This is a genomic window from Microbacterium sp. PM5 (assembly GCF_003293595.1).
Lineage (GTDB): Bacteria > Actinomycetota > Actinomycetes > Actinomycetales > Microbacteriaceae > Microbacterium.
This window is the reverse complement of record NZ_CP022162.1, coordinates 86344-113040: the sequence shown is the minus strand read 5'-3', so window position 1 is coordinate 113040 and position 26697 is coordinate 86344. Positions and strand designations below refer to the sequence as shown.

The window sequence follows — 26697 nt, the reverse complement described above, 5'->3', positions numbered from 1 at the left end:
CACCGACTCTAGGGCGACACACCTTGGCCATCGCTGAGCGCCGCGGGAGAGATCTCCCCGACTCGTCGCCGGCGGCTGCGCCTGTGCAGCGCGCCGAGACCCGCGAGCAGCGCGATCAGCGCGAACGTGACGAGCGTCGGAAGCGACTGCGCGTCGGAGCCCGTGCTCGCCAGCGCGGATGCGCTCACCGTGATCTCCGTCCAGCCGAGTACTGCTCCGGCGGCATCGGTCACGACCAGGCGGTGGACACCCGCCGACGCCGTCAGCGGCAGGGCCGCCGACACCGTGTGCGCCGCCGTGACGGTCGCCGCACCGAGGTGGACGGGGGTCGAGAACATCCAGATGTCCACCGTCTGGCCGGGCAGCGCCGCCGGAACGGTGATCGTGACCGTCTGGCCGGGCAGCGCGGACGCCGGACCACTCAGCCCGCCCCGGTTCGCACCGGTCAGCGCGGATGCGGCGGGAGGGACGGGCGTCGTCGCGCCGGCGGTCGGGGCGAGGGTCGGCGACGGCAGCGGCGTGGGCGCGGATGTCGGTGTGACGGTCGGGGTCGGCTGCGGGGTCGGCTGCGGTGTGGGCGTGGAAGAGCCGGCGGTGCAGGCGATCGTGCCGCTGCGCAGCGAGAAGCCGTCGGTACGCGCATCGTCGGCGTAGAAGGTCTCCGCGACGCCGTCGACGCAAGTATCACCGATGGCGAACCCTTCGTTCGCGACGTTCGCGGTCTGCGCCGGGCGTGCGTACAGATGCGTCTGGCGGAATGTGCCGCCCGCCGTGCCGGCAGACGGCGGGGTGATCTCGAAGGTCGCGATGCGGCCGTCGCACGCGTCGTCGCAGACGATCCAGAGGCGATCGTCGGAGAACTGCACCTCCGCGACGATCGGGAACGGCGAGGGGATCGTGGCGATGCGTGAGAATCCGCCGTCGGCGGCCAGGGCATAGGCATAGACCGCCGCCGTCCCCTCGACGCCGACGAAGAACAGACCGTCACCGTGGCCGGGGTAGCGCGTCGGGACGTACGCGGCGCCCGTCGTCGCATCGACGAACCCGCGAGCGGTCAGCCATGCGTCCGAAATCCAGGTCAGACCCTCGATGCCCGCGTTGGCTCCGAGTCCCGGCAGATCGGCGGCGAGGTTCCACTCGGCCGTCGCGACGAGCTCGCTCGCCGACGTCGAGGGCTGATAGCGCAGCACCGCGGGGCGGCTGACCTTGTTGTTGTCGTTGTCGCGTTCGCTGCCCACGTACACGGCGTCGCCGACCGCGGTGACCGCCTCGGCATCCACCCGTCCCGACCCGTTCGGGTAGTGCAGCGCCTTGCCGTCGGCCCAGCCCGCGGCCTGCACCCACCCATCGCCCTGCGGGACGATGCGGTGAAGCCGGCCGCGGCCGTTCTCCACCGCCCACAGTGCGCCGTCCGCGACATCGAGCCCGCTGAGGTTCGCGTCGGGGTACTCGTTCTTGGCATCGAGCACCCGCACGCTCGCACCGCCCGGCCACACCTCGGCGGTGGGTGCATCTGCGGTGCAGGCGTTCACAGAGCCCGGGGTGGATTCCACGGTCTCACCGAACGAGCCCGTGGCGTCGGGGCAGCGCCCCCAGGTGGTGGCGGCGTGTGCGGTCCACGATGTCGCATCGAGTTCGGTGACACCGTCGCTGTCGAAGAGGTGGACCGCGTCGGCCCCGCCCAGACCGAAACCGAACGCCGCCTTCTCGAGGACGAGGTGGCCCTTGGCCGCAATCGTCGTGCCCGACGGGATCGTGTAGCGGTTCTTCGTGATCTCGGAGTCGGTGACGACCAGGCCCGCGACCGAGATCTCGGCGTTGGAGCGGTTGACGAGCTCGATCCAGTCATCGGGGCTGCCGCCGTTGGACTCGACCTCGTTGATCGCCACGGGCACACCGCACGCGTTGGCCGCCCCCTTGGTCGCCGCGGCCGTCTCCCGCAGCTCGCCGGTGCCGTCGGGGCAGCGACCGAGCGTCGTCGCAGCGTGAGCCGCCCATGCCGCCTCGGCGACGAGCGTCGTGCGATCCGGCGCGAACAGGCGCACCTTGTCGGCACTGCCGAGCCCGAACGGGAACCCGGGGGCGGAGCCGACGCTCTTCTGCACGACCAGGAAGCCCCGCGCGGGCAGGATCGAGCCCGACGGCAGGTCATAGCGGTGGTCCGAGGCGTCGCCGTCATCGCGCACCTCGAAGCCGGTGAGATCGATCGCGGCGTTCGTCGTGTTGAAGAGCTCGAACCAGTCGTCGGGGTCACCGCCGTTGGACTCGACCTCGTTCACGACCACGGCGCCGGACGGCGGCACCGCGCTCGTCGGCGAGGGGGTCGGGGTGGGAGTCGGGGTCGCCGCGCCGCAGGCATTGGACGCGCCCCGCGTCGCCGTCGTGGTCTGCGAGAACCCACCGACGCCGTCCGGGCACCGGCCGTAGGTCACCGTCGCGTGAGCCGTCCACGTGTACGAGTCGACGAGTGTTGTGCCATCGGGACGGAACAGACGTGCCGCATCTGCTTTGCCGAGTCCGAACGACATCGCCAGGGCGGTGAACACGTAGAAGGCGCCGGGCGCGAGCGTGGTTCCCGCCGGAACCGCATCGGTGCGACTGTCGTCGTCGTCCTTGAGGATCCAGCCGGAGATGTCCACCGGGGCGCTCGAGGTGTTGACCAGTTCGATCCAGTCGGGGTTCTTGCCGTCGTCGGACTCGATCTCGTTGATCACGACCCCCGCGGGCGTCGGCACGGCGGCAGCGGGGAGGGCGACGGCGATGCCCACTGACAGACAGGCGAGTCCGGCGGTCAGCAGCGCGATCAGGCGCAGACGCGAAGACGAGGAGGACAAGTCGGCTCCAGACTCGAGACGAACGCTCGATGAGAGGGTCGGCGGGGCCGCCGCGACGGCGACTCTGCCGACGCTTGCGGGTGCGGGAGAACGCCGCATCGACGGCAGGTGAACGGATGCCGACGTCCGCGTTTCCACCCATCGGACCGCCTTCCGCCCCGCCGGAAGAAACCCCCTGCAGATCGGGGGTGGCGCACACGAGCGACACCGTGAATAATGTGAGGTATGACCACAGGTCGCCCGGTTGGGTACAGCGCCATTTCCAGCTATTCACGTGTCGAGATCCTGCACCTCGTCCAGGAGCAGCCGCGTCGCACGATCACCGAGATCGTCGAGGCGACGGGCCTGCACCCGAACACCGTGCGCGAGCATCTGCAGCGCCTGATCGACGAGGGCTACGTCGTGTCGGCGGCGGAGCACCGCACCACTCGCGGCCGCCCCCGAGTCCTCTACAGTGCGGCCGACGGCATCCTCGCCTCCAGCCCCATCCAGCGCCGCAAGGTGCGCGCCGCCGCAGAGCGGGGCGATCTGATGCGTCGCGTGCTGCCGGGGGCCACCCCCGAGCTGGACACCGAAGCCCTCCACCAGGTCGACGCCCTCGTGGAAGACCTGATCGACGCCGGCTTCGATCCCCTCGTCGATGAGCGCGAGCTCACGGTCGACCTCACCCCCTGCGCACACGCGTCTTCGCAGGCCGAGCATCGCGAAGTGCTCTGCCGCGTGCACCTGGGGCTCATGCAGAGCGTGCTCAGCGCCGCCGGTGGGCCGCTCGCCGTTGACGACATGCGCCCCTCGTGCGACCCGCGCGAGTGCGTCGTCCAGCTGATGTTCGCCGGCGCCACGGCCTGATCAGAACGCCTTTCTTTTTCACGGCCCAGGGCGCCTGCGGCTGGGAAATCCCTGTGTAGCTTCAGTCTCGAAGAAGACTCCCGCCCTCGGAAGGATGACGATGGACTTCCTGGACCCGCTACTGCTGGCACGCTGGCAGTTCGGCCTCACGACCCTGTACCACTTCATCTTCGTGCCGCTCACGCTCGGCATGTCGCTGTTCGTCGCCATCTTCCAGACGGTGTGGCACCGCACCGGTGACGTGAAGTGGCTGCACCTGACGCGCTTCTTCGGGAAGATCTTCCTGATCAACTTCGCGATGGGCATCGTCACCGGCATCGTGCAGGAGTTCCAGTTCGGCATGAACTGGTCGAGCTACTCCCGCTTCGTCGGCGACGTCTTCGGAGCCCCTCTCGCCTTCGAGGGCCTCATGGCCTTCTTCTTCGAGGCCACGTTCATCGGTCTGTGGATCTTCGGGTGGAACAAGCTCCCCCGGCGCATCCACCTGCTCACCATCTGGATGACGGTCGTCGGCACCTGGCTGTCGGCGTACTTCATCCTCGCGGCCAACGCCTTCATGCAGAACCCGAAGGGCTACCAGATGTCGGCCGCGGGTCACCGCGCCGAAATGGCCGACTTCTGGCAGGTGCTGACCAACCCGGTCGCACTGACGCAGTTCCCGCACACCATCTCCGCGGCGATCATGTTCTCCGCCGGTGTCGTGATCGCGGCATCCGCCTGGCACCTCGCCCGCAAGCAGAACATCGAGATGCTGCGCCCGGCGCTGAAGTTCGGCCTCTGGGCGATGATCATCGGTTTCGTCGCGGTGTTCCTGTCCGGCGACCAGCTGGGACTCGTGATGGTCCAGACGCAGCCGATGAAGATGGCCGCCGCCGAGGCGATGTTCAACTCGGCGTGCGGGGCCAATGCTTCCTTCTCGATCTTCTCGATCGGCACCCCCGACGGCACCGGTGAAGTGTGGTCGCTGCGCGTGCCGTACGTGCTCGCGTTCCTGTCGACCCACGACTTCAACGGCTGCGTCGAGGGCATCAACGACCTCAACCAGCTGTACACGACGCAGATGTTCCCGCAGTTCGCCGATCAGGTCGGCGGCAACTTCGCGCCCGTCCTGTGGGTCACCTACTGGGCCTTCCGCTGGATGATGGGCTTCGGCCTGCTGTCCACCGCGATCGCGGTGGCGGGCCTCTGGGTCACCCGCAAGAACGCGAAGCGCCCGGTCGCCGGCTGGATGTGGCGGCTCGCCGTCTGGCAGGCGCCGCTGGCCCTGCTCGGCATCCTCGTCGGCTGGATCTTCACCGAGATGGGACGTCAGCCCTGGATCGTGTTCGGTCTCATGCTCACGCAGGACGGCGTCTCGCCGAACGTGCCCGGCTGGACCGTCCTGATCTCGCTGATCGCCTTCACCGCGATCTACGCGATCCTCGCGGTCGTCGAGTTCGGCCTCATCGTCAAGACGGTCAAGGAGGGTCCGCAGCCCCTGCCCGGACCCGATGACCCCGACCCGTCCGATGTCCCGGTCGATCAGACCCCGTCCACGGTGTACTAGGAGCTGACATGGACCTCGCCTACCTCTGGTTCTTCATCGTCGGAGTGCTGTTCGTCGGCTACTTCGTGCTCGACGGCTTCGACTTCGGTGTCGGCATGTCGCTGCCCTTCCTCGGCAAGGACGAGGTGTCGCGACGCCAGGTGATCAACACGATCGGACCGATCTGGGACCTCAACGAGACCTGGGTCATCGTCGCGGGCGCCTGCCTGTTCGCGGCCTTCCCGGAGTGGTACGCCACGCTGTTCAGCGGCTTCTATCTCCCCCTGCTGCTCATCCTGCTCGCGCTGATCGCGCGCGGCGTCTCGTTCGAGTACCGCCACCAGCGCGACGACCTGCGATGGAAGCGCCGTTTCGACTGGATGATCACGATCGGCTCCGCGGTGCCCGCGCTGCTGTGGGGCGTCGCGGTCGCGAACATCGTGCAGGGCGTGCCGATCGACGCCGACAAGAACTTCACCGGCTCACTGTTCACGCTGCTGAACCCCTACGGGCTCTGGGTCGGCGTGACGACGCTGCTGCTGTTCTTCCTGCACGGCGTCTACTTCGTGGGCCTGAAGACCGACGGTCAGGTGCACCACGACGCGCAAGCACTCGGCAAGAAGCTCGCGATCCCGACCGTGATCTTCGCGGCCGGAACCGTGGTCTGGACGATCTTCCTCGCCGCCGGTCGCGGCGCCCCGCTGCTATGGGCGGTCATCGCCTGCGGTGTGATCGCGGCCGTCGCGCTGCTCCTGTCGGTGTGGTTCAACATGGCCGACCGGGACGGCAAGGCCTTCGCGGCCGGAGCGGTCACGATCGTGTTCGCCGTGCTGACGCTGTGGCTCGCACTGTTCCCCTACGTCATGCCGTCGACGACCGATGACGCCTTCAGCCTGACCATCTCGAATGCGTCCAGCACGCCGATGACGCTGCAGATCATGTCGTGGGCCGCGCTCATCTTCCTGCCGCTCGTGCTCGCCTACCAGGCGTGGACGTACTGGATCTTCCGCAAGCGGATCACCCGCACGACGATCGAGAAGGCGGAGCTGACCGCAGCCCACTGACACTCACCGCCGAGCCGCCACGTTCTATTCGAGCCGACATGCTTCGGCCGGCCGGAACGTGGCGGCTCGGCCGTGTGATGGCGGCTTGCGGGGGATGAAGGATGAGGCAGGATCGAAGGATGGCAGACACACGCGTGCGGCCCGTCGACCCGCGACTGGTGCGCTACGCGTCGGCATCGCGGGCGTTCTTCGCCGCGATCGCGGTGATCGGCGCACTCCAGACCGCGGTCGTCGTCGCGTTCGCGTGGCTGCTGACGCGCGCGATCACGCGCGCGATCGACGGGATGCCGTGGGCCGAGCTGATCGCACTGCTGACCGCGCTGGCCGCCGTCATCGTCGTCCGTGCGCTGCTGCTCTGGGCGCGCGAAGCCCTCTCGGCGCGCGCCGCCGCGCGCGTGCAGGCGCAGCTGCGCGCGCAGCTCGTGGATGCCGTCGGCATCCTGGGTCCGGGATGGCTCGCCGGACGCAACTCCGCCCAGCTCGCCGTGACCGCCGGACGCGGGCTGGAGGCGCTGGACGCGTACTTCGGACGCTATCTGCCACAGCTCGTGCTCACCGTCATCGCGACCCCGGTACTGGTCGCCGTCATGTGGTGGCAGGACTGGATCTCCGGTCTCACGGTGCTGCTCACCCTCCCCCTGATCCCGTTGTTCATGGTGCTGATCGGCCTCGCGACGCGAACGGTGCAGCAGAAGCAGTGGCGCACTCTGGGGCGTCTGGCCGCCCGCTTCGCCGATACGGTCCAGGGCCTGTCGACACTCAAGGTCTTCGGGCGTCAGCACCGCGCCGTCCGGTCCATCGAGAAGGTCACCGAGACATACCGGGTCGAGACGATGCGGGTGCTGCGCGTGTCGTTCCTGTCGGGATTCGCGCTCGAACTGCTGGCGTCGATCTCGGTGGCGATCGTGGCCGTGTCGATCGGCTTCCGGCTGGTAGACGGGTCGCTGGCGCTGGCCGTCGGCCTGTTCGTGCTGCTGCTGGCGCCTGAGGCCTACCTTCCGCTTCGCCAGGTGGGCGTGCAGTTCCATGCCGCGGCAGAGGGCGTCGCGGCGACCGAGGACGTCTTCGCGGTGCTCGATGAGGCGCGCGCCGCCGGATCGGCGCACGCACGGCGCGGAGTCGCGGCATCCGGTCCGGCGCGCCTCGTGCTACGCGGCCTGCGCGTCCGGCGGGGCGATCTGCTCCTGCCCGCCGTCGATCTCGTGGCCGAGCCCGGCACCGTGACACTGATCGAGGGCCCGAGCGGCGCCGGCAAGTCCAGCGTGTTCGCCGCGTTGCGCGGCGCGGTGGCCTTCGACGGCGACGCACGACTGAACGACACGCCCGTCGACACCCTCTCCCCCGCGACGTGGCTCGCCTGGGCGGGCCAGCACCCGGGCCTGATCGGCGGCACGATCGCCGAGAACGTCGCGCTCGGCGACGACGAGACGGATGCCGCGTCACGCCGCGATCTGGTGCGGCGTGCCCTCGCCGTCGCACAGGCCGACGCCCTCGATCCGGATCAGGACCTCGGCGTCCAGGGCGCCGGCGTGTCGGGCGGGCAGGCCCAGCGGCTGGCGGTGGCGCGCGCCGTGTTCCGCCACCTCCGCGGCCGTGCGCCGGTCATCGCCCTCGACGAGCCGAGTTCGGCGCTGGATGCCGCGACCGAGGCGGCCCTGTGGCACGGCATCCGCGGGCTCGCCGACGACGGCGCCACGGTGCTTCTGATCTCGCACCGACGCAGCGCGCGCGAGATCGCCGACCGCGTCGTGACGCTGTCGGCGACGCGGGCGGAGGTCGGCGCATGACCACCACGACGGACGTACTGCGCCGGGCGATGCCTTCGTTGCGACGATTCTGGCCGGGCGCCGCAGCGGGCTTCCTCTCGGAGGCCTCGGCGGTCGCGCTGCTCGCCTGCAGCGCGTGGCTGATCGTCCGTGCCAGTGAGCAGCCTCCGGTGATGTACCTGTCGGCAGCCGTCGTGGGCGTGCGCGCCTTCGCACTCAGTCGGGCCGCCTTCCGCTACACGGAGCGACTCGCGAGCCACGATGCGGCCCTGCGCCAGCTCGCGGTGACCCGCACCGATCTGGTGCGCCGGCTCATTCCGCTCGCCCCGGACGGGCTGACCCGCACCCGGCGCGGCTCGGTGCTCGGAGCGCTCGTCGACGATGTGGACGAGCTGCAGAACCTGCCGCTGCGCGTCGTGCTGCCTCTCGTATCGTCGACGGCGGTGGCCCTCGGCGCCGTCGTGCTCGTCGGCATCGTCTGGTGGCCCGCGGCGCTCACGCTCCTCGCCTGCCTCGTCGTGGCGGCCATCGTGGCGGTCGGCTGGGGATGGGTCGCCGGCTCCCGCGCGGAGCGTTCCATCGCGCCTTTGCGCGCCCGTCTCGCCGACGCCGTGCTCGATCACCTCGCAAGCCTGGACGTCCTCGCCGCGTACGGCGCCGACGATCAGAGCGCGCGGCGCATCGCCGCGGCGGACGATGCCCTGCGGCGGGCGGTGACCCGCCGAGCCGGGGCGCAGGCGGGCTCCACCGCCGTCGTGTCAGTACTGGCCGGCGCGGCCTCCGTCGTCGCCGTCCTGGCCTCCGTTCCCGCACTCGGCGACGGAACGATCACCGCCCCCGCCTTCGCCGTGGCCGTGCTCGTGCCGATGGCCGTGTTCGAGGTCTTCACCGCGGTTCCGGCGGCGGCGTCATCATGGCGACAGGTACGCGCCGCGGCCACCCGGATCGCCGAAGCCCTGCCGGGCGAGACGCCGGCGGACATCCCGCTCGAGGTCGCTCACGATGACGATGGTCACGCACGCGAAGCCGTCGCGCTCGGCGATGGCCTCGTCCTGCAGGGCGTCGCGGCGCGCTGGCCGGGAGCGGCTGAGGACGCCCTGCAGGCGGTGGATCTGAGGGTCGCCCCGGGCGAGCGGATCCTGGTCGTGGGCTCCAGCGGCGCCGGCAAGACCACGGCGGCGCACGTCCTCGTGCGCTTCTTGGAGACGAGCGCCGGCCGGTACACGATCGGTGGGGTCGATGTGCACGACCTCGACCCCGACAGCGTCCGCGAGACGGTGGGTCTGTGCGAACAGCAGCCCATGCTCTTCGACGAGGACATCCGGCAGAACCTCCTGTTCGCGCGAGACACGGCGACGGATGCCGAGCTGGAGGCGGTGCTGCACCGCGTGGGCCTCGGTGACTGGCTGAGCGCGCGCGGCGGCCTGGACGCGCGGGTCGGCGAACGCGGGGCGCTCGTGTCGGGCGGGCAGGCCCAGCGCATCGCGCTGGCCCGGGCTCTGCTGCACGGCTTCCCCGTGCTCGTGCTCGATGAGCCGACCGCCGGTGTCGACGTCGACGCGTCCGACGCGCTGCTGGCCGACCTGCTCGGGGCGGTCGGTCCGGATCGTGCCGTCGTGCTGATCTCGCACGTGGACGTTCCCGCCGGCCTCGTCGACCGCACAGTGCGGCTGACCGGCGGGCGCATCGAAGACTGAGTTCAGCCGCCGATCGCGTTCATCCCGCGCGCCGGCTGCAGGAACGACGGGTCATCGATCGCATGTCCCGGAAGCTTGCCGGCGATGCACTCGTGCAACAGCGCGTCGATCGCGACGTCGTCGGCGCCCGCACGCAGCAGCGGCATGAGGTCGTACTCGTCGTTGGAGAACAGGCAGTTGCGCAGCTGCCCGTCGGCGGTGAGCCGCAGGCGGTCGCAGGCGCCGCAGAACGGCGCCGTCACCGAGGCGATCACGCCGACGGAGGCCGGCCCGCCGTCGAGCAGGAAGCGCTCCGCGGGTGCGCCGCCGCGGCCGGGGACGGGCTCGAGGTGCCACCGGGTCGAGAGCGCTGCCAGGATCTCCTCGCGGGTCACCATGCGTGTGCGGTCCCACGTGTGCCCGGCATCCAGCGGCATCTGCTCGATGAAGCGCATCTCGGCGCCGTGATCGAGCGCGAAGGCGACGAGGTCGACGAGTTCGTCGTCGTTGATGCCGCGCATCGCGACCGCGTTGAGCTTGAGGGGGCGCAGTCCCGACGCGGACGCCGCGGCGATGCCTGCCACGACCTCGTCGAGGCGGTCGCGGCGGGTGAGGTCGCGGAAGCGGTCGCGGTCGAGGGTGTCGATCGAGATGTTGAGGCGGCGCAGACCGACGTCGATGAGGTCGGGCAGTACGTCGCCGAGACGGATGCCGTTCGTCGTCAGGGCAATGTCGACCGGCCCGTCGGGGCCTTCGACCGCGGCGAGCCGTCGCACGACCTCGACGATGTCGGCGCGCAGCAGCGGCTCGCCTCCCGTGAGCCGGAACGTGGAGATCCCGGATGCCGCGGCGATGCGCGCGACGCGCACGATCTCGTCCGTGGAGAGGATGCTCGTGCGCGCGAGCCATTCGTTGCCCTGCTCGGGCATGCAGTACGTGCAGCGCAGGGAGCAGCGATCGGTCAGCGAGATCCGCACATCGCGGTGCACGCGGCCGAAACGGTCGACGAGCGGCGCGCCGGGGGCCGTCGGCAGCGCTGACGTGGCGCGTCCCGTACGCAGGGTGAGCGGGACGGCGGGCATGGTCCGAGGCTACCCGGCGAATGGAGGGGGAAGGCCGAATGGCGGATTTCGCCCGCCGAGCAGACGGATCGCCGCACGCTCGCGCACGGCTCGCCGGGCGCGCCCCACCGTTCTGAGAGGATCGGTGGATGAGTGAGAGCCTCGACGACGAGTTGGACCGCATCTTCGCGGCACGAGATCGCGATGACATGGCGCCGACGGTCGCGGCGCTCGAGGAGGTCCACGCGCGGCATCCCGAGCACGCGCGCGTTCTGTACGAGCTCGCGGGGGCATATGACACCGCCGGCGACGAGAGTGCGGCCGCGGCTCTGTATCCACGCGCGCTCGAAGCAGGCCTCACCGGCGACGTCCGCCGCCGATGCCTCTTGCAGTACGCCAGTACGCTGCGCAACCTCGACCGGCTCGACGACTCCCTCCGGGTGTTCGCCGACGCACGCCGCGAGTTTCCCGACGCGATCTCCCTCGCCGTCTTCCAGGCCCTCAGCCGACATGCCGCCGGCCAGGTCCACGCCGCCTTCGCCGAGTTGCTCGACGTCATCGCCGCGCACGCGCCGGCGACGGAACTGGATCGCTATCGCCCGGCTCTGCGGGCAAACGCCGACTTCCTGCGACACCTCGACACCGCTATCGACACCGAGACGTGACACCAGCACGCCGCCGGCGCCGATTCATGCGGCGACGATCCGCACGTCGGCGGTGTCCACCGACAGGACCACCCGGTCGCCCTCCGCAATCGCCGCGGCCAGCATCTGTGCCACGGTGAGTTCACAGACGATCGCCGGCGACGCCGTGTGCACGCGCGCGCCCGAGGGCGTTGCCTCGATGCGTTCGACGCGCGCCGACCATGTCGCGACGCCATCGATCGAGCCCGGGCCCGCGACGCCGGCATCCGCGGCATCGAGCCGCACGGCACCGATCGGGATGAGCGCCGCGGCGTCGCCCTCGACGCTCGAGGGTGCGGGCAGACGCAGCCGGTCGGCCGCCCACACGCCGTCCTCCACCCGCCCGGCCGCCCGGTTGACGCCGGCGAGCGCCGCGACGAAGTCCGTCGCCGGCGTCGTCAGGACCTCACGCACCGCACCGGACTGCGTCACGCGCCCGGCTTCGAGCACGACGAGGCGATCCGCGACCGCGACGGCATCCACCACGTCGTGCGTGACGAACACCGCCGTGGTGCCGGCGGCGCGTAGCCGCTCGGCGAGCATCCGACGCAGATCGGCCACCGTGACAGGATCGAGCGCCGTGAAGGGCTCATCCAGCAGAAGCACACGCGGGAGGGTCGCAAGCGCACGGGCGAGCGCGACCCGCTGCTGCTGACCGCCCGACAGTTCGGCCGGGCGGCGATGGCCGACCCCGGCGAGCCCCACCTCGGCGAGCGCCCGCTCGGCACGCGAGCGACGCTCCACGCGCGCGGCCGCCCGTGCCCGACCGTCCGGCGCACTCATCCCGAAGGCGACGTTGTCGCGCGCACTCACGTGCGGGAACAGATGCGGTTCCTGCCCCAGGAGCACGACGCCACGGCGCTGCGGCGTCACCTGCGCGCGCGGCGAAGAGACGACCTCGCCGGCGACCCGGACGGCGCCATCGCTCAGCGGCGACAGCCCCGCGATCACCGAGACGAGCGTCGATTTCCCCGCACCGCTCGGGCCCATCACCGCGACGACCTCCCCCGCGGATGCCGAGATCTCGGCATCCAGGACGAAGCCTTCCCGGCGCACGACGACGTGCGCCTCGAGCATCGCCCCGCTCATCGCGTCGCCCCCGGCCGCCACGCCCGCACGGCCAACAGCACCGCGAGCGCCGTCACCAGCAGCAGCAGCGAGAGCGCCACGGCGGTGCCCTGCGAGACCCCCGCACCGTTGAAGGCCGTGTAGATCGCGAGCGGCATCGTCTGGGTCACTCCCGGTGCGTTGCCGGCGAACAGCGCCGTCGCGCCGAACTCGCCGATCGCGCGCGCGAAGCACAGCACCACCCCCGCGATGAGGCCGGGCGCCGCCAGCGGCAGCGTGATCCGCCACAGGATGCGCCACCGGCCCGCGCCGAGGGCCGCCGCGGCACGTTCGTAGCCGGTGCCGGTCGCCCGGAGCGCCCCTTCGAGCGCCAGCACGAGAAACGGCAGCGCCACGAACGTCTGGGCGATCACCACGGCCGCCGTCGTGAACGGCACCCGCACGCCGATCACCGCCAGCGCCTGCCCGAGCCACCCGTTGCGTCCCAGCAGAAACAGCAGCGCGACCCCGCCCACCATCGGCGGCAGCACGAGCGGCACGGTGATCACGGCCCGCAGCACCCCCGCCAGCCGCGGTCCCGACCGCGCGATCCACAGCGCCAGCGGGATGCCGAGAACGATGCAGACGAGGGTCGCGACCGCTCCCGTCACCAACGACAGCCCGAGTGCCGACAACGCTGCCGGCGAGGTGATGTCGGCCCAGAACGTCGCGACGTCGACACGCCCGACGAGCGCGGTCAACGGCACCACGAGCACCGCGAGGCCCAGCACCGCCGGCACCGCCAGCACGGTCGGGACGAATCCCCGCGGCTGCGCGCGCCGCCCGGCGGTCGCGACCGTCACGGCGTACCGAAGCCGAGGTCGGTGAGCGTGACGCGCGCGGCATCGGAGTGCACGAAGCCCACGAAGGCCCGTGCCGCCGCGGGATTCGCCGCGTCGTCCAGGGCGACGATCGGGTATGTGTTGACCACGGCATCCGCGCCCGGCGTCGCCACCGTCTGCACGGCGGGCGTCGTCACGGCGTCGGTCACGTACACGAGACCGGCATCCGCCTCTCCGCTGGCCACTTTCGTGAGGACGGCGGTCACGTTCTGCTCGTAGCTGTCGACGGATGCCGTCACGCCCGCCTTCTGCAGGAGCGTCTGCGATGCCGCACCGCACGGCACCTCGGCCGCGCACAGGACGACCCGCAGCGCCGGCGTGGCGAGGTCGGCGAGCCCGTGCACGCCGGCGGGGTTTCCCGACGGGACGATGAGGGTGAGCACGTTCGTGGCGAACGGCTGCGGTGAGGACGCGAGTCCGGCGGCGACGACCTTCTGCATGTTCTTCTCGTCGGCAGAGGCGAAGACGTCGGCCGGTGCCCCCTCGATCAGCTGGGTCGCCAACGTCGACGATCCGTCATAGCTGATCGGACGGATCGTCACCCCCGGGTGCGCCGTCTGGAACTGATCGGCGAGCCGGGTGAAGGCCGCTTTCAATGATGCCGCGGCGAAGACGGTCAGCTCCCCGGAGACCGCGTCCGACGACGCCGTCGCCGCCCCGGGGGTGGTGCGGTCGGCATCCGCCGATCCCCCCGCCGCGCTGCAGCCGGCGAGCGCCACGACCCCGGCGAGGAGGACCGCGAGGACGTATCGCGATCGTGTGCGCATCACCGCTCCCTCGGGGTCTCGACGATGACGGTCGTGGCTTTGATGACCGCGACGGCGAGCGCACCGGGTTCGAGTCCCAGATCGCGCACCGCTTCCGAGGACATCAACGACACGACGCGGTGCGGGCCGGACTGGATGTCGACCTGTGCCATCACGCCGTCCTGCTGCACGCGCGTGACCAGTCCGACGAAGCGGTTGCGGGCGCTCGAGAGCACATCCGCGGGGTCCGCGGCGGCGTGCGCGAGCTCGACCGCTCGTGCGGCGAGGGCGTCACCGGGGATCTCCACCGGAGAGACTCCCGTCGTCGGAAGGATGCCGTGATCGATCCACCGGCGCACGGTGTCGTCGCTCACGCCCAGCAGCCGTGCGGCCTCGGTGACACGATAAGAATGCATACCGCCGACCATATCGCGCATCTGCGGCGAGAGGGGCGCCTGCGATGACGCAACTGCGGCTTTCTGCCCCGCGGAGGACTTCTCGGTCCCCGGCCCCGCGGGCAGACACGGCGGATACGCTGGCTCCGTGCCGCTGCCTCCTCTCGTCGACCCCGTTCCCGCCCTCGCCCCCGCCGAGCGCGCCCGCACTCAGCGCCACCTCGTGCTCAACGGCGTGGGCGATCTCGGTCAGCGCCGGCTGGCGGCCGCGCACGTCGCCGTCGTCGGGGCCGGCGGCCTCGGCTCGCCCGTCGTGATGGCGCTCGCTGCCGCCGGTATCGGCACCCTCACGGTCATCGACGACGACGTCGTCGACCTCAGCAACCTCCAGCGGCAACTCCTGCACCGACACGTCGACATCGGCGCCCGCAAGACCGCGTCGGCGCAGCGCGTCGCTGCGGACCTGTCGCCCGAGACGGTCGTCATCCCGGTCAACGAACGCCTCACGACCGAGAATGCGGGAGATCTGCTCCACGGCGCCGATCTCGTCGTCGACGGCAGCGACACGTTCGACACCCGGGCAGCGGTCGCCGCCGCCTGCGAGCGTCTCGGCATCCCGCTCGTCTGGGGCGTGCTGCAGGAGTTCCATGCGCAGGCCACGGTGTTCTGGAGCGCGCCTCCCGCGGGGACGGAGCCGATCGTGCTGTCCGACCTGCACCCGGCCGACGCCGCCGGCACCCCACCCACCTGCGCCGAGGTGGGCGTGCTGGGTGCCCTGTGCCTTCAGGTAGGCGGCATTCTCGCGATCGAGGCGGTGAAACTCATCGTCGGCATCGGCGAGCCCCTGTTGGGCCGCGTGCTCGTGATCGACGCGTTGCGCGGCACGCAGACCGAGGTGGCGCTGCGGGCGTCCGCTCCCGCCTCGCCATCGCCATCGCCGTCGCCGTCGCCGAGCGTCGCCCCGGCAGAAGCGGCGCCTGCGCCGATCCGCGAACTGACGGCGAGCGAGATGCTCGCCGCGCAGGAGGCCGGGGCCACCCTCCTGGACGTGCGCGAGCCGTGGGAGACGCAGACCGGCGTCGTCGCCGGATCGGTTCTGATCCCCCTCGGCGACCTGCTGGACGATCCGGCGCAGATCGACGACGAGCATGTCGTCGTCATCTGCGCGCACGGCATCCGCGCCCGTCACGCTGCCGAAGCGCTCCGCGCTCGCGGCGTCGACGCCGACATCCTGGTGGGCGGTCTCGCCGCGTGGCAGCAGGCATGACCTCCCACGCGCCGTTGCGCACCGTCGAGGAGCAGCTCGCGGACGTGCTCGCCGCCGTGCGCCCACTGCCCGCCGTGCGCCTCCCCTTGACCGCGGCCACCGGCGCGACACTGCGCGAGCCCGTGCGCGCAGCTCTGGACATCCCCGTCTTCGACAACTCCGCCATGGACGGCTTCGCCGTGCGCTTCGCGGACGTCGCTCACGCGAGTCCGGAGGATCCCGCCATCCTCCGCGTCGTGGCGGATCTTCCCGCCGGCACGTCCGACGATCCCCCGCTGGCCCCCGGCGAGGCCGCGCGCATCATGACGGGTTCGCCGGTGCCCTCGGATGCCGACGCCATCGTGCCCTTCGAAGACACCGAGGGCGGCCTCGCCGACTCCCTTCGGAACACGACCGTGCGCCGTGCGCCGCGCGCCGCGGGAGCATTCGTCCGCCGCGCCGGCGACGACCTCCGCGCGGACGATGTGGTGCTCGAGACGGGCGTCGTGCTCGGACCGCTCCAGATCGCCGCGGCAACCGCCGCGGGCCGTACTCACGCGGTCGTCTCGGCGCGTCCGCGGGTCGGCATCGTTTCGACGGGCAGCGAGCTGGCGCCGGCCGGAACGCCGCTGCGACGCGGGCAGATCCCCGAATCCAACGGCGTGCTGCTCGCCGGCCTCGTCGCGGCGGCCGGCGCAGAGGTGGTCGCTCAGGTCGTCGTGGACGATGAGGGCGAAGCTCTGCGCAACGCGGTGGCCGCACTGCTGGCGGCACCCGTCGATGCGGTCGTCTTCTCCGGCGGCGTCAGCGCCGGCGCATTCGAGGTGGTGCGCACCGAGCTCGCCGCGGCGATGACCTTCACCCGCGTTGCGATGCAACCGGGCAAGCCGCAGGGATTCGGCACCCTGCCGACGCCGACCGGCATCGCTCTGCTGTTCGGTCTGCCGGGAAATCCGGTCAGCGCGGCGGTCTCGTTCGAGGTGTTCGTCCGCCCCGCTCTGCTGACGATGCAGGGGCGGCGCACCGTCGAGCGGGCGCGTCTGACCCTGCCGGCCGGCACGTCGTGGCGGACCCCCGAGGGACGGCGGCAGTACCTGCCCGCGGTCATCGACACCTCGGCGCCGACGTGGACGGTCCGCCCCGCGACCGCGGGCGGGTCGGGATCGCACCTGGCCGGCGGGTTGGGCCTCGCGCGCGCGCTCGCCGTCGTCGCGGCCGACATCGCGGAGGTGCGGGAGGGCGACCCGGTGCAGGTCCACCTGCTGGAAGGATGGGACGCATGAGCTTCACCCACCTGGACGAGGCCGGCCACGCCCGCATGGTCGATGTGACCGAGAAGCAGCCCACGGTGCGCGCCGCGACAGCCGGCGCCGTGGTCCGCTGCGCTCCCGCCGTCGTCGCAGCGCTCCGCGACGGAACGGTGCCCAAGGGCGACGTGCTGGCCGTCGCGCGCATCGCCGGCATCCAGGCCGCCAAGCGCACACCCGAGCTGCTGCCGCTCGCCCACGTGATCGGCGTCCACGGCGCGAGCGTCGGCCTTGCGATCACGGACGACGGCGTCGAGATCACGGCGACCGTCCGCACCGCCGACCGCACCGGGGTGGAGATGGAAGCACTGACGGCGGCAGCGGTGGCCGCGCTCACGATCGTGGACATGGTCAAGGGCATGGACAAGGGCACGTCCATCGAGAACGTCCGCCTCCTCGCGAAGACCGGCGGCAAGTCGGGCGACTGGGTGCGGGAGTCCTGATGCCGCGGGTCCGATACTTCGCCGCCGCCGCGGAGTTCGCCGGGCGTGCCGAGGAGGTGCGAGCCGAGACCGATCTCGACGACCTGCGCGCCGCCTGGGCGCGGGAGTACCCGGCGCTCGGACGCATCCTTCCCCGCTGCGCCGTGCTCGTCGATGGACGACGCACCGACACGTCGACGGTGTTGGGCGACGACACCCTGGTCGACGTGCTCCCGCCGTTCGCCGGCGGGTGAGCCTCAGCCGCCGATGCCCTTCCAGGCGGCGGCGCCGTCGGCCGTGAGCTGACGCTTCCACACCGGCAGTTCGCGCTTGATCGCCTCGATGATGGCGCGGCACACCTCGAACGCCTCGGCACGGTGAGGGGTGGACACCGCGATGACGACGGCGGCTTCGCCGACCTCTACACGTCCGACGCGATGGCTCACAGCGACGGTCGCACGCGTGTCGCCGATGGCGGTCAGCGCGATGTCGTGCAGCGTCGCCTCGGCATCCGGGTGCGAGGAGTATTCCAGCGCGACGACGGCCGTGTCGGCATCGGGGTCGTGATCGCGGACCGTGCCGATGAAGCTCGTGACAGCCCCCGCGCGGGGGTCGTCGACGGCGGCGAGGTGCGCGGCGGCATCCAGCGGTTCGTCGGTGATGCGGGCGATGCGAACGGCAGTCATCAGTGATCTCCTCCGTCGAGCTGATGCACCACGTGAGCGGCGACCGACAGGATGACGGGCATCCCGGAGGCCACCGCCGCGGGCGATCCGGGCAGGTTGACGATCAGGGCGCGCGCGGCGACCCCGGCACGACCGCGGGAGAGCATGCCGGCCGGCTTCTCGGCGACGCCGCGCCGGCGCAGCTCCTCGGAGATGCCGTCGATCGTGCGTTCGATGACGCGATCGGTGCCCTCGGGGGTCTCATCGCGGGCGGCGACACCGGTGCCCCCGGTGGTGACGATGAGACGCGCGCCGTCGTCGAGCGCGGCGCGCAGCGCCGTCTCGACGCTGTCGGCGCCGTCGGCGACGACCCGGGCGTCGGAGCATTCCCACCCCGCCTCGCGCAGCGCCGTGACGGCCAGCGGGCCCGCCGTGTCGGCACGCGCACCCGCAGCCGACCGATCCGAGACGGTGATCACGACGGCGAGGCTGCCCACGCCCCCACCCNACGCCCCCACCCCCTCCCCCCCTCTCCCTCCCCCCTCCCTCCCCCACGTCTCATCGCCGAGCCGCCACCTTCCGCGCGAGCCGCCATGCTTCGGCGCGACATATCGTGGCGGGTCGGCGAGAACATGGCGGCTCGGCGAAGAGGCGGGAGGGGCGCTACAGGAGCATGCCGAAGGCGGCGACGTCCGCGGGAGCGTCCAGGCGCGTGAAGCCCAGACGCTCGTAGAACGCGATGGCGCCGGCGTTGGTGCCGGCGGCGACCAGGTGCACCCCCGGCACGCCCGCGGCCCGAAGCCTGTCCCGCAGCGTCTCGATCAGACGGCGCCCCCAACCCTGGCCCTGGAGTTCGGGAAGCAGATCGATGTGCAGGTGCGCGGGGTAGTGGCGCGCGAAGGGCTCCACACCGGGGCGACGTCCGTACGCGTAGGCGAGCACGGAATCCTGGCGGGTCGCCGCCGCGCCCACCGGCGCCGGCCAGCGCTGCGCGAACCGCGGCCACCACTGGTGCTGGAACCACTCCTCGAACCCATCGGTGTCGCCGGTGGCGACGGCGTAGCCCGCGACCCGACCGTCATCGGTCTCGACCACGACGGCCAGTTCGGGGTGGCGCGCGACGTAGGGCAGCACGAAGACGGCCGCCCAGATGTCGTCGTCGTCCAGGATGCCGGTGGCGTCGCTGCCCGTGTCGGCGGTGCGCAGGCAGATCTCGGCGAGGGCGGGCTCGTCGCCGGGGCGGAAAGAACGCAGATGGGCCACGGCGCGAGTCTAGGCCGCAGCATCCACGTGCTCGGCGGCATCCGCGTGCTCCGCCGCCGCCGTGATGCGGTTGGCCATCCCCCGGAAGATGAACCCGTGGAACGGCAGCACCGCCAGCCAGTACAACCGGCCCGACAGCCCCGACGGGAAGAAGACCGCGCGCTGGCGGTACACGGCGCCGCCGTCGGCGCCCGGCTCGCAGCCGAGGTCGAGCCACGCCAGACCGGGTACCTTCATCTCGGCACGCAGGCGCAGCAGTCGCTCCGGCTCGACCTTCTCGACACGCCAGAAGTCGACGACATCGCCGACGGCCACGCGGCTGCGATTGCGCCGTCCGCGCACGAGCCCCACGCCTCCGACGACCCGGTCCATCCAGCCGCGCAGCGCCCACAGCACGGGCGCGGAGTACCAGCCGTTCTCGCCGCCGATCCCTTCGATGACCTCCCAGAGCCGCGCGGGGCTCGCGGTCGTCGTCGCCGTGCGCACGTCGGTGAACACGGTGCGCCCCGACCACTCCGGGTCGGACGGCAGCGGATCCGATGGCACGCCGCTGACCTCGGCATCCTGCCAGCTCGTCTCCACGCTGTCGGCCGCGACGCGCCCCAGGGCCAGCGCCACGGCCCGGCGATAGGGCGTGAGGCCGCCCGCCGGCGGCGGGATGATGGCGTCGATGTCGTGGTCGTCCATGACGCACTCGTTCTGCAGCGAGGCGATGAGCGGACGCGCGATCGAGCGCGGCACCGGTGTGACGACGTTGACCCAGTGCGACGCCAGTCCCGGCGTGAGCACCGGCAGGGGCGCGATCGGCCGCTGCGGCAGGCCCGCCTCGACCGCGTAGCCGTTCATCATCTGCCCGTAGCGCAGCACGTCGGGTCCGCCGATGTCGACGGCGCGGTTCACGTCGGCGGCGACGCGCGCGGCGCCCAGCAGGTAGTGCATGACGTCGCGGACGGCGATCGGCTGGATGAAGTTGCGCACCCACTTGGGGGCGGGCATGTACGGCAGCACCTCGGTGAGGTGGCGGATCATCTCGAACGAGGCCGACCCCGACCCGATCACGACACCGGCCTGCAGCACGAGCGTGGGCACACCGCTGGCGAGGAACACCTCCCCCACCTCGACCCGGGAGCGCAGATGCGGGCTCAGCGGCACGCCCTCCGGGTGCAGCCCGCCCAGGTACACCAGGCGAGCGACGGATGCCGCGGCCGCCGCCGTCGCGACGGCGCGCGCGGCGGCGAGATCGGCCTGCTCGAAACCGGCGCCGGCCGACATCGAGTGGATGAGGTAGTAGAGCACGTCGACGTCGGCGCAGGCCTGCGCGAGCGCCGGTTCGTCGACGGCCGAGCCGACCACGACGTCGACCTCGTCGCCCCAGGAGAACGCGCTCAGGCGTGCCGCGTCGCGCACGAGCACGCGCACGCGGTAGCCGGCCGCGATCAGCCGCGGCACCAGCCGTCCCCCGATGTAGCCGGTCGCACCGAGCACGAGCGCACGCGGCGCCGTGCCGTCTGCGCGCGGCACGGCGCGCAGCTCTTCTTCCCGGCCGGTGGGGCTCGACAGCTCGCTCATGTCCGTCACGCTAGACGGCCGCTGCCCGCGGCGCATCCCCTTGCGCACGGGCTCTTCGCCCGCAAGGGCGAACGTCAGCGGCGGCCGGTGCCGAACAGTCCTCGGATCACCGAGTTGAGGATCGTCTGGGTCGACTTCGAGTTCAGCACCTGCTCAAGCGGCGACTTCTGCGACGAACGCGACGTGCGCGTCGTCTGCGTCGAGCCGCCGGTGGAGCGGAGGATCCGGTCGTACTCCTTCTGCCGCTCGCGCGCGGCGGCGGCATCCGCCTTCGCCTGCGCGGCCTGCTGCTTCTCCTGCTCCTTCGCCGCCTGCTCCTGCGCCTCGGCCCGCGTGGCCGCGGCGTCCGCCTCGGCGGCGGCGTTCATCTTCGCGGTGAGGATCTCGCGCGCCGACTCCCGGTCGATCGGCGTCCCGTAACGGGCCAGCAGCGGCGAGGCGTGCACGGCTCGTTCGATATCGGGGTCGGGGGTCGGCGACATGAGGCCCTGCGGCGCGCGCAGTCGGGTCCAGGCGACCGGGGTCGGAGCGCCCTTCTCGTTCATGACGGTGACGATCGCCTCACCGGTGCCGAGCTCCTGCAGCACCCGTTCGAGGTCGTAACCGCTCTTCGGATACGTGCCGACGGTCGCCCGCAGCGCCTTGGCGTCGTCGGGCGTGAAGGCACGGAGGGCATGCTGCACGCGTGAGCCCAGCTGGCCGAGCACGTCGGAGGGAACGTCCTTCGGCGTCTGCGTGACGAAGAACACGCCGACGCCCTTGGAGCGGATGAGGCGGACGGTCTGGGTGATGGCGGACAGGAACGACTTCGACGCATCGCGAAACAGCAGGTGGGCCTCGTCGAAGAAGAACACGAGCTTCGGTGTGTCGAGATCCCCCACCTCCGGGAGGATCTCGAACAGCTCCGCCAGCAGGTACATGAGAAACGTCGAGAACAGGGCCGGCTTGTCGGCGACGCCCGGAACCTCCAGCAGCGAAATCACACCGCGCCCGTCGGCGGCAGTACGCAGGAAGTCGCGCACGTCGAACTCCGGCTCGCCGAAGAAGACGTCGGCCCCGTCGTCGGCGAAGGTGATGAGCTTGCGCAGGATCACGCCGGCGGTCGCCGACGACAGTCCGCCGAGCGCCTTCAGCTCGTCCTTGCCGTCGTCGCTCGTGAGCCAGGTGAGCACGGCGCGCAGATCGGAGAGATCGACCAGGGCCAGCCCGTTGGCGTCCGCGTAATGGAAGACGAGCCCGAGGCTCGACTCCTGGGTCTCGTTGAGGTCGAGCACCTTGCTGAGCAGCAGCGGTCCGAACCCCGAGACGGTCGCCCGCACCGGCACGCCCTTTCCGACGCCCCCGAGGGCGAAGTACTCGGTGACGGATGCCGCGGGCGTCCACTCCTGACCGATTGCGGCCGTCCGCGCGAGCAGCTTCTCGCTCGGCTCGCCGGGCGTCGCCACGCCCGACAGGTCGCCCTTCATGTCGGCGGCGAAGACGGGCACGCCCTTCGCGGCGAGCTGTTCGGCGAGCCCCTGCAGCGTGCGGGTCTTTCCGGTGCCGGTGGCTCCCGCGACCAGGCCGTGCCGGTTCATCATCCCCAGCGGGATGCGGATCTGCGCCGACGGCACCGGGTCGGTGTTCATCAGTGCCCCGAGATCGAGGGTGAGGCCGTCGAAGGCGTATCCCTTCGCGATCGCCGCAACCTGCGCGTCGTTCAAAGGACCGGATGCCGCGGCATCCGCCGCCGGCGCCTCGGGAACCGTCTGCGCGGCATCCGCCGCCGACGCTTCGGGAGGAGATATCGCCTCGGGAGGAGTCGATACGCCCGCGTCGACCTCCGGAGCGGAAATCTCCTCCGCAGGCGCAGCAGCGGCCGCCCCCGCCGCGGCAGCCCCCGCAGCGGCAGCCCCCGCAGCGGCACCTCCCGCAGCGCGCGCGGCTTGGGCGGCGGCGAGCGCGGCTTTGGCCTGGGCGAGCTTCAGCGCGGCCTCCGCCGCTTCCGCCTCGGCCTGCAGTCGGGCAAGTTCTGCGTCATCGACAGCGCTCATGGCGCTCAGCCTAGCGAGCGCACCCGCTCGTTCTCACGCTCGAGCATGCGCGCGCAGATCGCCGCGACCACGAGGGTCGCCCCCACGCCCACGAGGGTGCCGCCGACGGTGTCGCTCAGCCAGTGGGCGTGCACCTGGGTGCGGCTGAACGCCATCGCGAACACCCACGCGCCGCCGACCACGGCGACCCACACCCGCGGAAAGAGGATGACCGCGATCGTCGCGACCGTCGCCGCGTTCGCGGTGTGTCCGGAGGGGAAGGAGCCGTGATCGGAGAAGACGATCATGTCCTCGGGTCGGGCGCGTCCGAACAGCGCCTTCAGCAGCTGCACGAGCGCGACGCTTCCCAGGGACGCGACGACCACGAACAGCGCGCCGCGCGGACGACGCCGGGACAGCAGCAGCGCGACGCCCGCGAGCGGGACGACGAAGGTGGCGAACCATCCGCCGCCGAGGAAGTTCATCGCGAGGGCGACGCCGTCGAGAAAGGCGAAACGGTCGACGAACACGTTCCACCACTCGTCGACGTTCACGTCGGCTTCGACCACCACCTGGATGCCGAGCCACACCGTGGTCGCGATCAACAACACCCCCACGACGAGCCGCTGCAGCATGATCGTCGTGACGTCGTCGTCCAGGGGCGCTCTCATCGCCCCATTGTGCCGGACGCCGGCGGCTCAGGGCGCGAGCCGCTCCACGGTCCACGGTCGCACGACCGCCCAGAGCGAGACCGCCCCGATCAGGGCGCACCCCACCATGACCGATGCCATCGTCGTCGCCGTGATGCCGGCATCCCGCGCGACCCATCCGACGATCGGGGAGATCAGCCCCGCGACGCCGAAGTTCGTCGCCCCGAGGATGGATGCCGCGGTGCCGGCGGCCTTGCCGTGGCGATCGAGCGCGAGCACCTGCACGCAGGGGAAGGTGAAGCCGCACGCCGTCATGAACACGAACAGCGGCACCATGGTGCCCCACAGCCCCCACCCGAGCTGGTCGCACGCGATGATCGCGATCGCGGCGAGCACCAGCACGCCGGTCGACACCGACAGCACCCACTGCGGGCCGAAGCGGGCCGCGAGCCGCGCGGCCACCTGCACACCCACGACGAGGCCGAGGGAGTTGGCGGCGAACAGCAATCCGTACTGCTGGGCGTCGAAGCCGTACGTCTCCTGGAAGAGGAACGAGGAGGACGACAGGTACGAGAAGAGACCGCTGAAGGACATGCCCCCGATGATCAGGACACCGACGAACACCCGATCGCTGAAGACGCCGCGGTAGCGCTGCAGCACCGTGGTCGCCCCGCGCTCCTTGCGCCGCGCGGCCGGCAGCGTCTCGGGGATGAGCCAGATCGCCGCCACGAGCATCACCGCACCGTAGAGCGCCAGGACCACGAAGATGCCACGCCACGGCATGACCGACAGCAGAGCGGAGCCGATGAGCGGCGCGACGACGGGGGCTGCTCCCGACACCAGCGCGAGCCGGCTCAGCATGACCACCAGCCGGCGACCTCCGAACAGGTCGCGGACGATCGCCATCGCGACCACGCCACCGGCTGCAGCCCCGACGCCCATGAACACGCGCGCGATCGCGAGGAGCGTGAGATCGGGGGCGAGAGCCGCAGCGGCACTGGCCACGACGTGAAGGGCGGTGACCGCGAGCAGCGGCACGCGGCGTCCGACCTTGTCGCTGAGCGGTCCGACGATCAGCTGACCGAGCGCGAAGCCGACCATCGTGCCGGTCAGGGTGAGCTGGATCGCCGCGGCGGACGTGCGGAAGTCGGCCTGCAACGTCGGGAACGCGGGCAGGTAGAGGTCGATCGTGAAGGGTCCGAGCGCAGTGAGCGCGCCGAGCAGGATGATGTACACCACGCGGCGTGCGGTGGAGATCGCGTCACCGGGGTGCAGGACGACCGGAGCGGTGGCGGGGTGCGATCCGAGCGTGCGGATGGCACCGGTGGCCGTACGCGCAGCCGCGGGCAGGGGTGTCGAGGCAGTTCGGGGGGCGGGGTTTTCGCGCACGGTTTCCAGACGGGTGGGATGACGGACAGACGGGCGACGCGGATGCCGCAGCGCAGAGCGCCGCGCGGTCGCGAAGAGGCGGCGAGGCGTCGATCGGAGCGCGATGACGCCGGCGAAGAGGTTCGAAACGATTCGAGACTCCTTCGATCCTAACCGTTTCCCCAGCATCCGAGTCATTCATGCGCATACGATCGGAAGGCACCCGTGCCTTGATCACCCCGACCGCGACCCGAGCCGAGGATCCATGACCCCCACGCCGTCCGACCGCAAACGCACGAGCGGCAACCCCGCCACGCGTGCGAACATCGAACTGACCGTCAAGCAGCAGCGCGAACTCCAGAAGCAGGAGAAGCTCGCCGAGTACCAGCGTCAGCTCGCGCGCCGGCGGCGCAGCCGTCTGACCTGGTGGATCGTCGGCAGCACCGCAGCCGTCGCCGTCGTCGCTGTCGTCGCGGCATCCATCGCCTTCGCGCCGAAGCCGGTCACCTACCAGGCCGGAGGAACCGGCGCCGTCATCGACGGCGTCGAGACGTTCGCGAACGCCACGCAGCACGTCGCCGGCACGGTCGACTATCCGCAGAATCCGCCGGCGGGCGGCCCCCACAACCAGTTCTGGCTGAACTGCGGCATCTACGACCAGCCCCAGCAGAACGAGAACGCCGTGCACTCGCTCGAGCACGGCGCCGTGTGGGTCACCTACGACCAGACGCGCGTCAGCGGCGCCGATCTCGACGCCCTGAAGGCGCAGCTGCCCTCGTCGTACGTGATCCTCTCACCGTACGTCGGCCTGCCCAGCCCGATCGTGCTGAGCGCCTGGAACGCACAGCTGAAGCTCGACAGTGCGAGCGACCCCCGCATCCCGACCTTCTTCGAGGAGTACTGGCGCAACCAGAACGTCCCGGAGCCGACGGCATCCTGCAGCGGCGCGATCGACGGGCCGGGCAAGCAGTCGTGACCGCACCCGAGCCGGCGACCGGACGCACCCTCCCCCCGTGGTGGGCGGTGCTGCTGGTCGCGCTCGCCGTGGCGGCGCTCGCGTTCGCGATCGGGCGCTTCTCCACCTTCGGCGCGGAGGGCGCGGCGGCGCCCACGTCCGACTCCCCCGAGGCCGGGTTCGCGCGCGACATGCAGCTGCATCACGGCCAGGCGGTCGAGATGGCGATGGACATCTACCGCACGACGCCGAACGACGGCGTGCGAGTGCTGGCCTACGACATCGCGACGACGCAGTCGGCGCAGAAGGGCGAGTTCTACGACTGGCTCGTGAAGTGGGGCCTGCCCCAGACCGGCGGTCCGCTGATGGCCTGGATGGATGCCGCGGACTCCTCTCACCAACACGGCGGCGGTGCGACGCGTCCGACCGACGCGGAGCTGATGACGCAGATGGGCATGGCGAGCGCCGCCGAGCTCGCCGCGATGCGGGCACAGTCCGGCACCGCGGCAGACTGCACGTTCCTCGGCCTCATGATCCGACACCACGAGGGCGCGCTGCCGATGGCGCAGGCGTTGCTGCGGCTCGGACACGAGCCGCGTGCGCTCGCGGTCGCTCAGGGCGTCATCGCGACGCAGTCCGCCGAGATCGACCTGATGACCTCGCTGCGCGCCGGACTCGGCTGCACGGGCTAA

Annotated in this window: 25 protein-coding genes; 12 read left to right on the top strand and 13 right to left on the bottom strand. The window is 71.4% G+C overall.

Features of this window, described 5'->3' with window-relative positions; all coding sequences use genetic code 11:
- Nucleotides 1–8: 8 nt before the first annotated feature.
- Nucleotides 9–2834 carry a lamin tail domain-containing protein gene (locus tag CEP17_RS15300; RefSeq protein WP_275427302.1) on the bottom strand — a complete coding sequence of 942 codons (2826 nt, stop codon included), beginning with the start codon at nt 2832–2834 and terminating at the stop codon, nt 9–11.
- Nucleotides 2835–3059: 225 nt separating this feature from the next.
- Here CEP17_RS15300 and CEP17_RS00525 point away from each other — a divergent pair, with 225 nt between their 5' ends.
- The 5 genes from CEP17_RS00525 (at nt 3060) to cydC (ending at nt 9735) form a co-directional block, all read left to right on the top strand.
- Complete coding sequence (locus tag CEP17_RS00525; protein ID WP_036314681.1) at nt 3060–3683, top strand: ArsR family transcriptional regulator; 624 nt, start codon at nt 3060–3062, stop codon at nt 3681–3683.
- A 100-nt stretch (nt 3684–3783) separates the two neighbouring features.
- Nucleotides 3784–5229 carry a cytochrome ubiquinol oxidase subunit I gene (locus tag CEP17_RS00520; protein ID WP_112930861.1) on the top strand — a complete coding sequence of 482 codons (1446 nt, stop codon included), beginning with the start codon at nt 3784–3786 and terminating at the stop codon, nt 5227–5229.
- An 8-nt stretch (nt 5230–5237) separates the two neighbouring features.
- Nucleotides 5238–6272 carry a cytochrome d ubiquinol oxidase subunit II gene (gene cydB / locus CEP17_RS00515; protein WP_112930860.1) on the top strand — a complete coding sequence of 345 codons (1035 nt, stop codon included), beginning with the start codon at nt 5238–5240 and terminating at the stop codon, nt 6270–6272.
- A gap of 119 nt (nt 6273–6391) precedes the next feature.
- The gene (gene cydD / locus CEP17_RS00510; RefSeq protein ID WP_112930859.1) at nt 6392–8059 is read left to right on the top strand and encodes a thiol reductant ABC exporter subunit CydD; all 1668 of its coding nucleotides are present in this window, start codon (nt 6392–6394) and stop codon (nt 8057–8059) included.
- Nucleotides 8056–9735 (top strand): thiol reductant ABC exporter subunit CydC, encoded by a 1680-nt coding sequence (cydC, locus tag CEP17_RS00505; RefSeq protein WP_112930858.1) that lies wholly within the window; start codon nt 8056–8058, stop codon nt 9733–9735. The genes cydD and cydC overlap by 4 nt, the downstream gene beginning before the upstream one ends.
- A gap of 2 nt (nt 9736–9737) precedes the next feature.
- Here cydC and moaA read toward each other — a convergent pair whose 3' ends face one another.
- On the bottom strand, nt 9738–10796 hold the full coding sequence (gene moaA / locus CEP17_RS00500; protein ID WP_112930857.1) for a GTP 3',8-cyclase MoaA: 1059 nt from the start codon (nt 10794–10796) through the stop codon (nt 9738–9740).
- A 128-nt stretch (nt 10797–10924) separates the two neighbouring features.
- Here moaA and CEP17_RS00495 point away from each other — a divergent pair, with 128 nt between their 5' ends.
- A complete protein-coding gene (locus CEP17_RS00495) occupies nt 10925–11440 on the top strand; it encodes a tetratricopeptide repeat protein (protein ID WP_112930856.1) in 516 nt (171 codons plus the stop codon).
- A gap of 24 nt (nt 11441–11464) precedes the next feature.
- Here CEP17_RS00495 and CEP17_RS00490 read toward each other — a convergent pair whose 3' ends face one another.
- From CEP17_RS00490 to CEP17_RS00475, 4 genes are read right to left on the bottom strand one after another with little or no spacing between them, the layout of a single operon-like run.
- The gene (locus CEP17_RS00490; protein WP_239498553.1) at nt 11465–12547 is read right to left on the bottom strand and encodes an ABC transporter ATP-binding protein; all 1083 of its coding nucleotides are present in this window, start codon (nt 12545–12547) and stop codon (nt 11465–11467) included.
- On the bottom strand, nt 12544–13368 hold the full coding sequence (locus CEP17_RS00485) for an ABC transporter permease (RefSeq protein WP_036314986.1): 825 nt from the start codon (nt 13366–13368) through the stop codon (nt 12544–12546). Before CEP17_RS00485 ends, CEP17_RS00490 begins: the two co-directional genes overlap by 4 nt.
- Nucleotides 13365–14174, bottom strand: a complete 810-nt coding sequence (gene modA, locus CEP17_RS00480) for a molybdate ABC transporter substrate-binding protein (protein WP_112930854.1) — start codon at nt 14172–14174, stop codon at nt 13365–13367. The genes CEP17_RS00485 and modA overlap by 4 nt, the downstream gene beginning before the upstream one ends.
- A complete protein-coding gene (locus CEP17_RS00475) occupies nt 14174–14569 on the bottom strand; it encodes a TOBE domain-containing protein (protein WP_112932821.1) in 396 nt (131 codons plus the stop codon). Before CEP17_RS00475 ends, modA begins: the two co-directional genes overlap by 1 nt.
- A gap of 127 nt (nt 14570–14696) precedes the next feature.
- On the opposite strand from CEP17_RS00475, the gene CEP17_RS00470 reads away from it, so the two are divergent.
- Genes CEP17_RS00470 through CEP17_RS00455 form a run of 4 tightly spaced genes read left to right on the top strand, consistent with a single transcriptional unit; the run spans nt 14697 to nt 17777 of the window.
- Nucleotides 14697–15815: a ThiF family adenylyltransferase gene (locus tag CEP17_RS00470; protein WP_112930853.1), complete on the top strand. Its 1119-nt coding sequence runs from the start codon at nt 14697–14699 to the stop codon at nt 15813–15815.
- On the top strand, nt 15812–17077 hold the full coding sequence (glp, locus tag CEP17_RS00465) for a gephyrin-like molybdotransferase Glp (RefSeq protein WP_112930852.1): 1266 nt from the start codon (nt 15812–15814) through the stop codon (nt 17075–17077). Before CEP17_RS00470 ends, glp begins: the two co-directional genes overlap by 4 nt.
- Entirely contained in the window at nt 17074–17544 is a 471-nt protein-coding gene (gene moaC, locus CEP17_RS00460) for a cyclic pyranopterin monophosphate synthase MoaC (RefSeq protein ID WP_112930851.1), read from the top strand. The genes glp and moaC overlap by 4 nt, the downstream gene beginning before the upstream one ends.
- On the top strand, nt 17544–17777 hold the full coding sequence (locus CEP17_RS00455) for a MoaD/ThiS family protein (protein ID WP_112930850.1): 234 nt from the start codon (nt 17544–17546) through the stop codon (nt 17775–17777). Before moaC ends, CEP17_RS00455 begins: the two co-directional genes overlap by 1 nt.
- Nucleotides 17778–17780: 3 nt before the next feature.
- On the opposite strand, the gene CEP17_RS00450 is transcribed toward CEP17_RS00455, so the two are convergent.
- The 7 genes from CEP17_RS00450 to CEP17_RS00420 all read right to left on the bottom strand — a co-directional run bounded on the left by CEP17_RS00450 (nt 17781) and on the right by CEP17_RS00420 (nt 25071).
- Nucleotides 17781–18209: a molybdenum cofactor biosynthesis protein MoaE gene (locus tag CEP17_RS00450; RefSeq protein ID WP_036314713.1), complete on the bottom strand. Its 429-nt coding sequence runs from the start codon at nt 18207–18209 to the stop codon at nt 17781–17783.
- A complete protein-coding gene (locus CEP17_RS00445) occupies nt 18209–18685 on the bottom strand; it encodes a MogA/MoaB family molybdenum cofactor biosynthesis protein (protein WP_036314715.1) in 477 nt (158 codons plus the stop codon). The genes CEP17_RS00450 and CEP17_RS00445 overlap by 1 nt, the downstream gene beginning before the upstream one ends.
- Before the next feature lie 166 nt (nt 18686–18851).
- On the bottom strand, nt 18852–19451 hold the full coding sequence (locus tag CEP17_RS00440) for an N-acetyltransferase (protein WP_112930849.1): 600 nt from the start codon (nt 19449–19451) through the stop codon (nt 18852–18854).
- Nucleotides 19452–19460: 9 nt separating this feature from the next.
- The gene (locus CEP17_RS00435; protein ID WP_112930848.1) at nt 19461–21020 is read right to left on the bottom strand and encodes an SDR family oxidoreductase; all 1560 of its coding nucleotides are present in this window, start codon (nt 21018–21020) and stop codon (nt 19461–19463) included.
- Nucleotides 21021–21094: 74 nt separating this feature from the next.
- Entirely contained in the window at nt 21095–23053 is a 1959-nt protein-coding gene (locus CEP17_RS00430; protein WP_112930847.1) for a helicase HerA-like domain-containing protein, read from the bottom strand.
- 5 nt (nt 23054–23058) lie between these two features.
- Nucleotides 23059–23703, bottom strand: a complete 645-nt coding sequence (locus tag CEP17_RS00425; protein WP_112930846.1) for a phosphatase PAP2 family protein — start codon at nt 23701–23703, stop codon at nt 23059–23061.
- A gap of 27 nt (nt 23704–23730) precedes the next feature.
- On the bottom strand, nt 23731–25071 hold the full coding sequence (locus CEP17_RS00420) for a multidrug effflux MFS transporter (protein WP_231560203.1): 1341 nt from the start codon (nt 25069–25071) through the stop codon (nt 23731–23733).
- A gap of 244 nt (nt 25072–25315) precedes the next feature.
- Here CEP17_RS00420 and CEP17_RS00415 point away from each other — a divergent pair, with 244 nt between their 5' ends.
- A complete protein-coding gene (locus tag CEP17_RS00415; RefSeq protein ID WP_039411468.1) occupies nt 25316–26026 on the top strand; it encodes a DUF3105 domain-containing protein in 711 nt (236 codons plus the stop codon).
- Entirely contained in the window at nt 26023–26697 is a 675-nt protein-coding gene (locus CEP17_RS00410) for a DUF305 domain-containing protein (protein ID WP_112930845.1), read from the top strand. The genes CEP17_RS00415 and CEP17_RS00410 overlap by 4 nt, the downstream gene beginning before the upstream one ends.